The following is a 13,564-nucleotide window of genomic DNA, read 5'->3' as shown; positions in this document are numbered from 1 at the left end:
CTTAAAAGCTAGGCGCTTTATGCTATAGCTTCGTTTACGAAAACTGACAAGCGATCCCCATGAGATCGGGAGAGTCTTCTCATCTTAGGGGCTTTTTATTAAAAATAGATAGACAAAATTCAACTGATGGAGTCATTGATGTCTAGCAATAACCTGATTAAACAATTGCAAGAGCGGGGCCTCGTTGCCCAGGTAACGGATGAGGATGCGTTAGCAGAGAGACTGGCGCAAGGCCCTATCTCTCTCTATTGCGGCTTCGACCCTACCGCCGACAGCTTGCATTTGGGACATCTGGTTCCCTTGCTGTGTTTAAAACGATTCCAACTAGCCGGGCACAAGCCTGTGGCGTTGGTCGGTGGCGCGACGGGTCTGATTGGTGATCCGAGTTTTAAAGCCTCTGAGCGTAAATTAAATACCGCAGAGACCGTCCAAGAGTGGGTGGAAAAAATCCGTAATCAAGTTTCGCCTTTCCTGAGTTTTGATTGTGGCGATAACAGCGCTAAATTAGCCAATAACTATGACTGGTTTGGCAAAATGGATGTGCTGACTTTCTTACGTGATATCGGCAAACACTTCTCTGTTAACCAGATGATCAATAAAGAAGCCGTTAAACAGCGTCTAAATCGTGATGATGTAGGTATCTCTTTTACTGAGTTTGCTTATAACTTACTCCAAGGCTACGACTTTGCAAATCTGAACAAAGAGCACGGCGTAGAATTACAAATTGGTGGTTCAGACCAATGGGGTAACATTACCTCTGGGATCGACTTAACCCGTCGTTTACATCAAAACCAAGTCTTTGGTATGACGGTGCCACTCATCACAAAAGCTGACGGGACAAAATTTGGTAAAACAGAAGGTGGGGCAGTGTGGCTTGATCCGAAGAAAACAAGCCCATATAAATTCTACCAATTCTGGATCAATACCGCAGACGCCGATGTTTATCGCTTCTTGAAGTTCTTCACTTTCATGGAGTTAAGTGAAATTGACGCCTTAGAAGAAGAAGATAAAAACAGTGGTAAAGCTCCACGTGCACAATATGTTTTGGCTGAAAATGTCACGCGACTGGTACATGGTGAAGAAGGCTTAGCGGCTGCTCGTCGTATTACTGAAAGTCTCTTCTCAGGCGCTGTTTCTGATTTGACTGAGGCGGATTTTGAACAGCTTGCTCAAGATGGTATGCCATGTATTACGCTTGAAAATGGTGCGGACTTACAACAAGCATTAGTTGATTCAGAGCTAACACCATCACGTGGCCAAGCAAGAACAGCGATTAGCTCAAATGCCGTTGCCATTAATGGTCAGAAACAAACTGACCCTATGTATGTATTTAATGATTCTGACCGCTTATTCGGCCGTTTCACATTGATTCGTCGTGGTAAGAAAAACGACTGTTTAATCAACTGGAAATAACTCTGACTAACCGTTGTGATAATAGCCCGAGAAAATCTCGGGCTATTTGTACTTGTGATAGTTCAAGCTACTTGGCAGGTGTGATGTATTAACGTGCTTTACGGATTGCTTTGCATCGACAGTTGGCAAGATAACAATAGCAAGCAGTGTTTGTCACCAATGCTATGTCTCTGAATTATTAGCGTATATCGACAATGGCTAATCACTAATTTCTCTTCATTCGTCATAATAAATCCTTGGATTTTCCATGAAAAGTATTCTTTCAATTCAATCCCACGTAGTTTTCGGTCATGCTGGAAACAGTGCTACGGTATTTCCCATGTGCCGTATGGGGGTCGATGTTTGGCCACTTAACACTGTACAGTTTTCGAATCATACGCAGTATCCACAGTGGACGGGAACGGTTTTTCCAGCTCAGCATTTGACAGATATTGCCAGTGGTTTAGCCAAAATTCATAAACTGGAAATATGTGATGCTGTCTTAAGTGGCTATATTGGCTCAGCGGAACAAGGTAAGGATATTCTATCGATTGTTAAGCAAGTCAAAGCGGCTAATCCACAAGCAATTTATTTTTGTGACCCAGTAATGGGGCATCCTGAAAAAGGTTGTATTGTTGCACCGGGAGTGGCTGAATTTCTTTGTCAGCAAGCCCTACAAATGAGTGATGTGATTGCGCCTAATTTACTAGAGTTAGAAACGTTATCAGGTGAAACGATTGTAACGGTAGAGCAGGCGGTACATGCGGCACGGCAATTGTGTCGTAAAGGACCTAAAATTGTTTTAGTCAAACATTTGAGCCGAGCTGGCTATCGTGCTGATCGTTTTGAAATGATCTTAGTGACGGCTGAACACAGTTGGCATGTAAGTCGTCCACTGGTTGATTTTGGCGAAAAACAGCCCGTGGGCGTAGGTGATTTAACCAGCGGTTTAATGTTGGTGAATTTATTAAAAGGCGCAAGTTTACCAAAAGCTCTGGAACATGTTACCGCAGCAGTGTATGAAGTGATGCTAACCACCAAAGAAATGGGCGAGTATGAGCTTCAGTTAGTGGCGGCTCAAGATAAATTAGTGACGCCAAACCATAAATTTTGCGCCACAGAACTCGATTAATATTTTTATCGTTTACATAGCGCTCCAGTGATGAAGCGCTATGATAAATTAGATCAGCCCTTCAGCCGATAATGCTTCTTGAACTTTAGGACGTTTAGCAATTTTGTCGCAATATTCAGTCAAATGTTTCAAGTGAGTAATATCAACACCCACTAATTTTGCCCAATTGCTCACGGTGAATAAATAAGCATCTGCAACAGTAAAGCTATCATCTGCAAAGAAAGCTTGTTTAGCTAATACATCATCAACATATTGGAATTTTCTTGAGAGAGTTGCTCTGGCTATTTGCTTGTATTCTTCAGGGGTTCCTGGTGTGAATAAAGGCGCAAAATTCTTATGTAGCTCAGTGGAAATAAAATTCAGTGCTTCAAGTTGATGATAACGTTTCATCGTGCCAGCAGGGGCGATTAAATGTCTATCTTGTTTTTGGTCAGCGAGATATTGCACAATCACTGCACCTTCCGTCAACTGTTCACCATCATCTAAAATCAAGGTAGGAACTTGCCCTTTAGGGTTGATAGCTAAGAAATCTTGGCCATCTTCCGTTGTTTTATCTTTTAAATTGACGCGTATAATGCTGAAGTCCAGCCCTGTTTCGCGCAAGATAATGTGAGGAGAAAGAGAACAAGCACCGGGAGCATAATACAATTTCATCATAAAACTCCTAAATAGTTATGTTGGCAATCAGAAGACACATATTTTATAGAGTATATCATGACTGGCGGGAAAGAATTTGCTTTAAGGTGTCAGTTTAATCGCAAAATAGTTAATTGGCTTAGTGCAAACCGATAAGTCGCGCGATATCAATAAATAATTACGATTGTTCCTTGCTTTGATTTTGAAGATATCCAGCTTAAATGGACGTGTGATTAATGATGTATACAGGGGAGAGGAAGGCTTAGCCATGATTGGTGAGCGTGACTTTTATGATTATCGTTCACCTTAGCGATATAAAAGAAAGGTTGCTATTGGACGTTAAGAGGAAAAACGCCATCATAAGATGGCGTTTCAAGATAAACTGACACTTATTTTAGTTCTAACTCATTCATCGCAGCGATGCTGAAACCACCGTCAACGTGAACGACTTCACCAGTAATACCGGCTGCAAGGTTAGAGCACAGGAAGGCGGCTGTATTACCAACATCTTCGATCGTGACAGTACGGCGGATTGGCGTTACAGCTTCACAATGCGCAAGCATTTTACGGAAATCTTTAATACCAGATGCCGCTAGTGTCCGGATTGGACCGGCAGAAACCGCGTTCACACGGATACCTTGAGGACCCATAGCATTGGCCATATAACGCACATTAGCTTCCAAAGAGGCTTTTGCCAGGCCCATGACGTTATAGTTAGGGATTGCACGCTCAGCACCTAAGTAGGTCAGCGTTAACAGAGAGGCATCTGGGTTCAGCATTTCACGACATGCTTTTGCCATTGCAACAAAGCTATAAGCACTGATGTCGTGAGCGATACGGAAGCCGTCACGAGTGACCGCATCAACATAGTCACCATCGAGTTGGTCTGCTGGAGCAAAGCCGATTGAATGGACAAAGCCATCAAATTTAGGCCAGGATTTTCCTAATTCAGCAAACAGAGCGTCAATACTTGCATCAACAGCAACGTCACATTCAATAACGAGGTTAGAGCCTAAAGATGCTGCAAACTCTTCAACACGCGGTTTTAATTTTTCGTTTTGATAAGTGAACGCCAGTTCAGCGCCTTGATCATGCATTGCTTTAGCAATACCGTATGCAATTGATAATTTACTGGCAACACCAGTGATTAGAATGCGCTTGCCGGTTAAAAAACCCATAGCATTATCCTTGTTTATTTTCTATTGAAAGCGCGAATATACCAGAAGACACCGTGTCTTGGGTAGTTTTCGCGTTCCTTATTGACGAATTATCGATATCTTACCATGTATTACATTAAGAAGGGTATTTTGCTGTTCTCCTCGGAGCAGTCAAATATCCTGGCGCCATGCATCAATGGATAGTGGTTCACCGAAATGGCTCTCAATTAATCGGCGTGTCACATCATGAAGTGGTGATGCGAGTACCTCAGCGGTATTGCCCCGTTCGACAACAACGCCTTTATCCATGACGAGCATTTTATCGCTAATATGTTTCATCATCCCTAAATGCTGGGTTACGTAAATATAGGCAATATCTTGTTTGGCCTGTAGTTCCAACATGAGGTTAATGATTTGTGAACGCATTGACATATCGAGTGACGCCAATGCTTCATCCGCAATAATAATTTCGGGTTGTAAAATCAGTGCCCTTGCGAGCGCAACACGCTGTTTTTGACCAGATGCTAGCATATGCGGATAATATTCTGCATGATCGGCTAATAAGCCTACTTGCCGTAGTGTTTGAATAATACGGCGTTCTCGTTCAATTCCGGTCAAATCAGTATTGAGCTTTAACGGTAATTCAAGTGTTTGCCCAATACGTTGTCGTGGGTTTAATGAGGTACTAGGATCTTGGAATATCATACGCACCCGCTGGCTACGATAGCTATAATCGCCATAGCTAAGTCGATGACCGCGGATCATAATTTCACCCGCGGTTGGTTCAGTGACACCTGATAGCATGCGCGCCAGTGTTGATTTTCCTGAACCATTCGCGCCAATAATCGCTAAAGTTTGCCCTGCTTGCAGATTAAAACTTAACGGTTTAACGGCTTCTAATTCATATCGGCGGAATAACCCTTCACGAAAACGAAATGTTTTTGTGAGGTTACGTACCTCAAGTAAGGTATCCATCAGTTTGGTTCCTCCGTATTTAACGGGTAGTGGCAAGCAAATAGATGGTTTTTAATATTACGTAAAGGGGGAGCCACGATACAGGTTCGTTGAGCATAAGGACATCGAGGGCCTAAGCGACAGCCAATGGGTAAATGCTCCAGTGATGGGATCGCACCGGGTAATGTATTTAACCGTCCTTTATGCGGAATAGGGCTTTCGAAATCAGGTATTGAACGAATAAGTGCTTGCGTATAAGGGTGATGAGGTCGCTGTAGAATATCTTCAGGTGTGGCACTTTCAACGGTTTGCCCACAGTAAAGCACATTAATTCTATCGACGAGTTTTGACATCATTTCCATATCATGACTGATCAATAAAATAGTCATGTTATTGTTTTGATTTAGCTTATCGAGTAAACGAAAAATTTGTGCCTGCGTCGTGGATTCCATCGCGTTAGTGGGTTCATCAGCAATTAATAAACGAGGCTGATTAGCAATAGCGATAGCGATCATCACTTTTTGGCATTCACCATCGGTCAGTTCATAAGGGTAGCTACGCATAATATCTTTATGATCTTTAATACCAACACGATGTAACAGTTCAATAGCACGACATTTTCGCCAATTAAATCGCTGCCACCAACGGCCTTTATACGTCCATCTTGGGATGGCTTGTATTAATTGTTTGCCAATATCCTCAGCAGGATCAAGGCAAGATTGCGGCTCTTGGAAAATCATCGAGATATTGTGACCAATTAGTTTTCGGCGTTTACGCGGACTCAATTTTAATAAATCGATATCTTGAAAACGAAAGCGGTCTGCCGTGACGCGAATATTGTCTTTAGTTACCCCACAAATGGCTTTTGCGATTAAGCTTTTACCTGAGCCTGACTCACCGACTAAGCCTCGAACTTCACCTTCGGTCAGCGTCATAGAAATACGGTCAACCGCCTTGACGGGGCCATTGGCGGTCATAAACTCAATGGTTAAATTGCGGATGTCTAGTAAAGGCATTATTCAACCCCCGCATTAATGGCTCGATGTAAACCATCGCCTAATAAGTTGACGAATAAGACACTCATCATAATGGCAGCGCCAGGCAAAATCACAGACCAAGGTGCAACATAGATCAGTTCCAAGCTATCACCGAGCATAGCGCCCCATTCTGAAGAGGGTAATTGTGCACCAAGGTCAAGAAATCCTAAAGCCGCAATATCTAAAATGGCAATAGAGAGCGCTCGGGTTAATTCGGTGACTAATATCGGGGTGATGTTAGGTAACACGGTATACCACAAAATAAAAATATTTGAAGCGCCATCAAGACGTGCTGCAACAATATACTCTTTATCCAGCTCATCGTGAACGGCGACATAGATGGTTCTGACCATGCGAGGGATCAAGGCTAAGCAGATAGCCAGCATCGCATTTTGTAAGCTCGCCCCCATAAATGCCACGACAATAATTGCAAGTAACAGAGAGGGAATTGAGAGAAGGGTATCGAGTATATGATTAAAAATGGCGGATTTTAAGCCGCGTGTCATACCGGCAAGACAACCAAGCACCAGCCCTATCATAGTGGCTATAAATGTTACCAATAGAGCCGCACCGAAAGTGGATTTAGTACCCAGAATAAGCCGGCTAAGGATATCTCTTCCAAGGTCATCTGTACCCAGAAAAAATGCCACATTACCGTAATGAGACCAAGAGGGCGGCAGTAATTGATAACCTAGAAATTGCTGGTCGATAGTATAAGGTGCGAGGTAACTGCCTATAAAAGAAAGGGCTAATAAAAACAATACGCCATAGAAGCCAATCATCGAAATAATATCAGATGAAAAAATATTCCAAACTACCCGCGTTGGGGAAGGCATTTTTTGTTCACGATAAAAATTATCTGAGGACATACCAATCCTTATGTTTTAACGGATCCATCATCGCACCTAAAATGTCTGATAACACGTTAACGGCAATCACTAAGGCTCCGATTAGCATGACACCTGCTGAAATAGCGGAATAGTCTTGTTGGCGTATCGCTGTCACCAACCAACGGCCTAGTCCGGGCCAGTTAAATACGACTTCAGTCACCATGGTTAATGTTAGCATGGTAGAAAACTGTAAGCCTAATTTAGGAATAATGGGGGGAATTGCGTTATGAAAAATATGGCGGCGAATAATCGTCAGCCTTGATAGCCCACGCGTTGCAGCGGCTTTTATATAGTTTGCGCTGGCAATTTCCTCGGTACTGTTTCGCACTAAGCGAATGACTTCGGTTGTTGGTGCTAACGCGAGAGTTAATACAGGAAGCACCATATGTTCTAGCACATTGATAATCATCTGTTGACGATAAGGTGAATCAGAAAGCCAAGCATCGATTAATGCAAAGCCAGTAATCGGCTTTAAATTATAGAGAAGGTCAATACGTCCAGAAACGGGCAGCCAACCGAGCCGCAATGAAAAGAACAGTGTGAGTACTAATGCGAGTACAAATACAGGCACCGAAAAGCCTAATAATGCAAACGTACTGATTGCGACATCAACAGGTTTATTGCGCCAAAATGCAGCGATCATACCAAGAGGAATACCGACGATGAGAGCAAACATGAAGGCTAAAATACACAGCTCCATGGTGGCGGGGAAGGTATCCTTTAATTGCTCGGTAATAGGTTCGCCATTAATGCTGGAAACGCCAAAATCGAAATGGAGTAAACCATCGAAATAGAATAAATAAGCATCAACTAATGAGGCACCACTTAAAGGCGCATTAGGCGTAAAGTAGCTGAGGCTAAAACTTACCAAAGAAAGGAAAAAGACGGTAACTAATAGCAACAGTATACGGCGCAGCGAATAGATGATCATGGTTGCTGCTCCTGTTTAGGTTTGATTTTTTGAGCATATTCACTCATATCTCGGTATACGCCAGCAAACGAGGTATTGCCAAATGCACTGATCACTAATCCTTTCATATCAAAACGGTATGCCTGCAAACGTAAAGAATAGGCTAGGGGTAAAACAGGCAAATCATCACTTAATATCTGCTGTGCTTGATGATAATAATCAATTCTAGCGGCAAGTTGTTCTGTCAATAAAGCTTTATGCAATATCTCATCAAAGGAGGGGCTACACCAATGACTTAAATTGGTTTGAGAAGCTATCGCGGCACAGCTTAACAGCGGACGGAAGAAACTATCGGGATCGTTACTGTCAGTTGCCCAGCCAGCGAGGGTCATATCATGGGAGCGATCCATTAATTGGTTTTCCTGAAAACGCCCTTCAACAGAACGAATGTTCATGGTAATCCCAACTTGTGCTAGATCGGCTTGGATAAGCTCTGCCATTTTAAGTGGGCTGGGATTATAGGATTGTGAGGAGATAGGCACCCACAAATCAAGGGTCAGGTTTTCGAGACCTAGTTCTTGTAGCATCTTTTTTGATAGCTCAGGATTATAATCTGTTACTTTGGCTTGATTATCATAAGCCCAAGACGCGCGAGGAAGAATAGAAGCTGCTGTTTCCGCGGTACCATAGTAGATTGATTGCATTAAACGTTCATTATTAATTGCATAAGCAATCGCTTGACGTACTTTCAATTGGTTAAGCGGTGGTTTGCTAGTGTTAAACGCTAAATAAGCAATGTTCATACCTGAACGCATCGAAATACGTAAACGAGGGTCATCACGTAAGACAGAAAGTTGGCTAGCTGCGGGATAAGCCAGTACATCGCACTCACCCGTTAGTAATTTTGATATGCGCCCTGTGCCACCCGCTCCCATATCGATAACAATTTCCTCCATACGAGGCTGACCTTTCCAATAGTGATTGTTACGCAGTAAGCGAACAAATTGTCCTGCTTGGTAATCATCAAAACGGAATGGGCCGGTTCCTACTGGACGCCAATCAATCATTTCTTGTCGATTAATACGAGAAAGATGGTCTGCATACTCGGCTGACAAAATGGGGGCATAGTGTGTGGCTAAATGCCATAAGAAAGAAGCATCGGGCGCATTAAGACGAAATTCGACAGTGTAGTTATTCAATTTACGGACACTCTGCACACTATTAGCAAACTGTAAGCTATCAAAGTAGGGGTAATGACCTCCACTGATATAGTGATAGGGGTGATTGACTTCAAACATGCGGGAAAAACTAAAAACGACATCATCCGCATTCATATTACGTGTTGGTGTAAACCACGGCGTCTCTTGAAACTTTACGTCTTTACGCAGTGTTAATCGGTAAGTGGCACCATTATCAAGAACCTCCCATTTAGAGGCGACCTCCGGAATTAGCCGATAGGTAAAAGGGTCAACATCCAGTAAACGGTCATAGATTTGTGCTGCTAAAGGATCGACGATCAGGCCACTGCTCGCTAACTGTGGATTAAATGTGGTGACAATGCCATTAACACAATAGATAAAGCCATTTTGGCGGATGTTCTCAGGAACATCGTTTGCCATGGTATCTTTGTATGACATATTGCCACTAAGAGCCTGAGCTGTTAGTGAAAGAGTATATAGAAGCCAAAGAATTATTAGGCGCATAGCACTGATATCGTTAACCTTAAAAAACGTATTGTATCGTAAAAATGGTTCAACAGGGTATAAGCAAAATCGTGCTTATTTTTCGTTCTAATACCAATGATTATGATGAAAAATTATCTAAAAAGAAAATATAATTATTTTTAAAATCATATTATTACCTTTTAATGAGAAAAAATCTCATTAAAAAGCTTTGCAAATGGTACTGATAACTATTATCATTCGCTTTGCCACCTAAGTGAAAAGCTTACGGTCTGGCATGACATTGCTCACATTGCTTCCAGTGTTTTTTTATAGCCAGCATGGGTGCTGGCTTTTTTTTATCTAAAAACTATGGATTTAAAGTGGTTTTTAGCTAGTCTGTGTGAGAGTTAATTGATTAAACCCACTGTTTTCAAATCATTCTCATTCACATTACCCTGTAAAGTACACATTATCCTGACGATCCCACTTTCCTTGTTTGCTTCAATAAAAAAGAGTTTTTCTGCCCAGTCATTTGTTGGGGAGATACGACTAATCGGCGTTAAATTTTTTTGCCAAGGCGCTGAAATAGCATCTCTTATCATTGAATTAGCGACATAAAACTCACCTCCCTCAGTGAGTGGGATCTGGGTGGATAAACGTTGAATGACCTCCTGTTCAGGTAGCGATGTTTCAAACCCCCAATAATAAAAGGTTTCATCAATTTTATTATTCGAAATTTTGTTGTCACGCTCGAGGTCAATCGCGATAGCCACAAAACGAGTCAACTCAATGCCTTCTTCGGTCGTGTATTGCAGTGGAATGGTGAGGCCGGAATCACTAAATAATTGTGAAAGCGTGATATTTTGAGGAAGGGTATCAAGTTGCGAATCGTGTTTGACTTTATCAAAAAACCGATGATCGCAGAACGAGAGGGATTCGATAATACTATTGGCATTGACAGAGTAGGTAAGACCCATAAATAAAAAAAACAAGGTCACTTGTTTAATGATTTTCATTTATTACCCTCAAATAGTAGTCATAAGCAGTTATAAGTGCAAATAATGAGTAAGTTAGAAATTCAATTGTTATCGATATAAATTAAATTAAAGTAAATGTCATATATTTTCGTTATGAATTATTTTATATTTATTTGATTGTACGTAATTTTACTCATTTGGTGTTGAGGTGGTTAAATCTCAATATATTAGATAATAGTAGAGTGATATATGAATATTAACAATATGAAAAAAACAATGCCTATTATTTTAACTACGTTATTATTATCTTATTCAAGTATGTTATTCGCTGCAAACGGAAATATAGCGAATTCATTAGCGCAATGTTACCAAGAAATAGGTGATAATCCACGGACACAAATAGCGGATTGTTTAAAAGTCAAATTAGTTGTTGCAGAAAAAAATATGAATGAATCTCTGTTAAAAGCCAGAGAAAGCTTAGCTGCCGTTGATTCTAGCGCCACTAAACCAGCACTTGAATCGTTGGCGACATCGCAAAAAGATTTTATCGTATATCGTAATAGCGAATGCCAACGTCAATCAGATACCCTTTTAGGGGGGAGTGGCGCAGGCGATATTTATCTCGCTTGTCAAATAGAGCAAACAGAAATGAGAACGAAAACATTACAAGAAAAATAATGCATTGATGATGAGTAAGCCGATTGTTTAGACTTACTCAACTCATGTGTTATTTTACAAAAATAATGAATAAATTAAATATGATTTCAATTAGAAAACTCATCGTTATCAAAATTTAAATTAAGTTCAATCTGATGCTTTTTAATTAAACCTCTGATTTGATCGTAGCTCAGAGATAATCGTTGAGCCGCTTTTCGTTGATTAAATTGACTCTGCTGTAAAGCTCGCTCGACTAATTGTTTTTCACTTTGTTGCTGCCAAAGGCGTAAATTACACGGTAAAGAAGGAAGGGATATAGACTTATGCACTATTGGCGTATTTGTATCTGAAAGTTCAGCGAGTTTTTCGCCGAATGGGTCAAAAATAATAGTATCAACAGGCGCTTCTTTGTTTCCATGACGATAAACGGAACGCTCTACAACGTTTTTTAATTCACGGATATTGCCGGGCCATGAATATTGCTCTAAGGCCTGTTGGGCCGCAGAGGTAAAACCTGTGAAATAAGGGCGTTTTAGTTCACCACTCATGGCGATAGCAAAGTGCTCCGCGAGCAACATAATGTCAGATATTCGTTCACGTAATGGTGGAATGCGGATGACTTCAAACGCTAACCTATCGAGTAGATCTGCCCTGAAGCGGCCTTCCTTCGCCAATATCGGTAAGTTTGCGTTAGTTGCACACACCAGACGAACGTCAACTTTTAATGATTGGCTACCGCCTACTCGTTCTAATTCACCATATTCGATAACGCGCAGGAGCTTTTCTTGTACTGACATGGGCGCAGTAGCCAGCTCATCGAGAAAGAGTGTGCCTTTATCGGCGCGCTCAAAGCGGCCTTGATGTCGTTTTTGAGCGCCTGTAAAAGATCCCGCTTCGTGGCCAAATAATTCAGAATCCAGTAAATTCTCATTGAGTCCGCTGCAATTGAGAGAGATAAAAGGCTCTTGCCAGCGAGGTGAAAGATAATGCAGACGATCTGCAATGAGCTCTTTTCCGGTTCCTCGTTCACCAATAACTAATATAGGTTTATTAAGTTTGGCCAGTTCTGAAGTTCGCTCAAGTACATCTAAAAAGTTGGAAGAATTACCAATAATGATATCGTTCGTATTTTTCATGGTTATTTTCACCAATAGTTGGTTTTATTGACCAGTCCAAGACTATAGTCTAGAACGATAATTATTGATACTAAAATAATTAATTCATTATAAATCAGCGTGTTGTGTTTTATTTTTATAAGTTGGCACAGTGGTTGCAATATACTGATTGTAATAAGCAAGATATCACTGCCATCATTTGGCTAAGTCAGTTTTACTATGGAGCGTCACGTATTGGTTGGAAGCCAAAGTGGGTTGAGGCTCTACTGAATGATAAATCCATCAAGAGGATATAAATAATGGGTATTTTTTCACGTTTTGCCGACATCATTAATGCAAATATCGCATCTTTACTCGATAAAGCAGAAGATCCACAAAAAATGATCCGCCTGATGATTCAGGAAATGGAAGATATGTTGGTTGAAATTCGTTCTACATCGGCTCGAACTTTGGCAGAGAAAAAAGGTTTAGAGCGCCGAATCGAAATGGGCGAAAAACAGATTGCGGATTGGCAGGAAAAAGCTGAGTTAGCCTTAGTTAAAGACAAAGAAGACTTAGCGCGTGCCGCACTGATTGAAAAACAGAAAGTTAATTCAATGGTTGATACCTTGAAACATGAGCTTATTATTGTTGAAGAAACGCTGGCTCGCTTAAAAGGTGAAATTACTGAGCTCGAAAACAAACTGCAAGAAACTCGCGCGAAACAGCAATCAATGGTGGTTCGTTTAGAAGCCGCGCAATCAAGCCGCAATGTACGTCGCCAACTTGATAGCGGTAAACTTGATGAAGCGATGGCGCGTTTCGAACAGTTTGAGCGTCGTATTGACCATATGGAAGGCGAAGCGCAAAGCTACGGTATCGGTAAGCAAAAATCGTTGGATCAACAATTCGCTGAATTAAAAGCGGATGATGAAATCAGTGCACAGTTAGCTGCTCTTAAGGCTAAAATTAACACTAATAAAGAACAGTAATTTATCATCCTAATCCCTAGTGCGGTTCACGATTGCACTAGGGAGAAACGGATATAACCATTTGATATAAGG

At 41.4% G+C, this 13,564-nt stretch carries 13 protein-coding genes; 4 read left to right on the top strand and 9 right to left on the bottom strand.

Translation table 11 applies throughout. From position 1 onward, the window contains the following. The first annotated feature begins 138 nt into the window (after positions 1 to 138). Both tyrS and pdxY read left to right on the top strand, forming a co-directional pair. Positions 139 to 1,413 (top strand): tyrosine--tRNA ligase, encoded by a 1,275-nt coding sequence (gene tyrS / locus P2E05_RS11385; protein ID WP_154622763.1) that lies wholly within the window; start codon positions 139 to 141, stop codon positions 1,411 to 1,413. Positions 1,414 to 1,660: 247 nt separating this feature from the next. Then, positions 1,661 to 2,524, top strand: coding sequence for a pyridoxal kinase PdxY (gene pdxY / locus P2E05_RS11380; RefSeq protein WP_154622762.1), 864 nt, complete (start codon positions 1,661 to 1,663; stop codon positions 2,522 to 2,524). Between the two features lie 48 nt (positions 2,525 to 2,572). Here the strand turns inward: pdxY and gstA are convergent, their stop codons facing one another. The 8 genes from gstA to P2E05_RS11340 all read right to left on the bottom strand — a co-directional run bounded on the left by gstA (position 2,573) and on the right by P2E05_RS11340 (position 10,788). Further along, positions 2,573 to 3,178 (bottom strand): glutathione transferase GstA, encoded by a 606-nt coding sequence (gene gstA / locus P2E05_RS11375; RefSeq protein ID WP_272690038.1) that lies wholly within the window; start codon positions 3,176 to 3,178, stop codon positions 2,573 to 2,575. 371 nt (positions 3,179 to 3,549) lie between these two features. Then, positions 3,550 to 4,338 (bottom strand): enoyl-ACP reductase FabI, encoded by a 789-nt coding sequence (gene fabI, locus P2E05_RS11370; RefSeq protein ID WP_154622761.1) that lies wholly within the window; start codon positions 4,336 to 4,338, stop codon positions 3,550 to 3,552. 150 nt (positions 4,339 to 4,488) lie between these two features. Beyond that, positions 4,489 to 5,292, bottom strand: coding sequence for a putrescine export ABC transporter ATP-binding protein SapF (gene sapF, locus P2E05_RS11365; RefSeq protein WP_154622760.1), 804 nt, complete (start codon positions 5,290 to 5,292; stop codon positions 4,489 to 4,491). Further along, a complete protein-coding gene (gene sapD / locus P2E05_RS11360; protein ID WP_276122748.1) occupies positions 5,292 to 6,287 on the bottom strand; it encodes a putrescine export ABC transporter ATP-binding protein SapD in 996 nt (331 codons plus the stop codon). Before sapD ends, sapF begins: the two co-directional genes overlap by 1 nt. Beyond that, positions 6,287 to 7,177 carry a putrescine export ABC transporter permease SapC gene (gene sapC, locus P2E05_RS11355; RefSeq protein ID WP_154622758.1) on the bottom strand — a complete coding sequence of 297 codons (891 nt, stop codon included), beginning with the start codon at positions 7,175 to 7,177 and terminating at the stop codon, positions 6,287 to 6,289. The genes sapD and sapC overlap by 1 nt, the downstream gene beginning before the upstream one ends. Next, entirely contained in the window at positions 7,164 to 8,129 is a 966-nt protein-coding gene (sapB, locus tag P2E05_RS11350; RefSeq protein WP_154622757.1) for a putrescine export ABC transporter permease SapB, read from the bottom strand. Before sapB ends, sapC begins: the two co-directional genes overlap by 14 nt. Continuing rightward, the gene (gene sapA / locus P2E05_RS11345) at positions 8,126 to 9,811 is read right to left on the bottom strand and encodes an ABC transporter substrate-binding protein SapA (RefSeq protein ID WP_247047472.1); all 1,686 of its coding nucleotides are present in this window, start codon (positions 9,809 to 9,811) and stop codon (positions 8,126 to 8,128) included. The genes sapB and sapA overlap by 4 nt, the downstream gene beginning before the upstream one ends. Before the next feature lie 368 nt (positions 9,812 to 10,179). After that, positions 10,180 to 10,788 (bottom strand): hypothetical protein, encoded by a 609-nt coding sequence (locus tag P2E05_RS11340; protein WP_163861993.1) that lies wholly within the window; start codon positions 10,786 to 10,788, stop codon positions 10,180 to 10,182. A 210-nt stretch (positions 10,789 to 10,998) separates the two neighbouring features. Here P2E05_RS11340 and umoC point away from each other — a divergent pair, with 210 nt between their 5' ends. Further along, positions 10,999 to 11,427: a lysozyme inhibitor LprI family protein gene (umoC, locus tag P2E05_RS11335; protein WP_154623861.1), complete on the top strand. Its 429-nt coding sequence runs from the start codon at positions 10,999 to 11,001 to the stop codon at positions 11,425 to 11,427. A gap of 86 nt (positions 11,428 to 11,513) precedes the next feature. On the opposite strand, the gene pspF is transcribed toward umoC, so the two are convergent. Next, the gene (gene pspF / locus P2E05_RS11330; protein WP_154623860.1) at positions 11,514 to 12,542 is read right to left on the bottom strand and encodes a phage shock protein operon transcriptional activator; all 1,029 of its coding nucleotides are present in this window, start codon (positions 12,540 to 12,542) and stop codon (positions 11,514 to 11,516) included. A gap of 278 nt (positions 12,543 to 12,820) precedes the next feature. Here pspF and pspA point away from each other — a divergent pair, with 278 nt between their 5' ends. Next, the gene (gene pspA / locus P2E05_RS11325; RefSeq protein WP_154623859.1) at positions 12,821 to 13,492 is read left to right on the top strand and encodes a phage shock protein PspA; all 672 of its coding nucleotides are present in this window, start codon (positions 12,821 to 12,823) and stop codon (positions 13,490 to 13,492) included. Positions 13,493 to 13,564: the final 72 nt, after the last annotated feature.

It is taken from the genome of Providencia stuartii, assembly GCF_029277985.1.
GTDB classification, from domain to species: domain Bacteria; phylum Pseudomonadota; class Gammaproteobacteria; order Enterobacterales; family Enterobacteriaceae; genus Providencia; species Providencia zhejiangensis.
The sequence above is the reverse complement of the archived record's forward strand: the minus strand, read 5'-3'. Positions and strand labels throughout refer to the sequence as shown.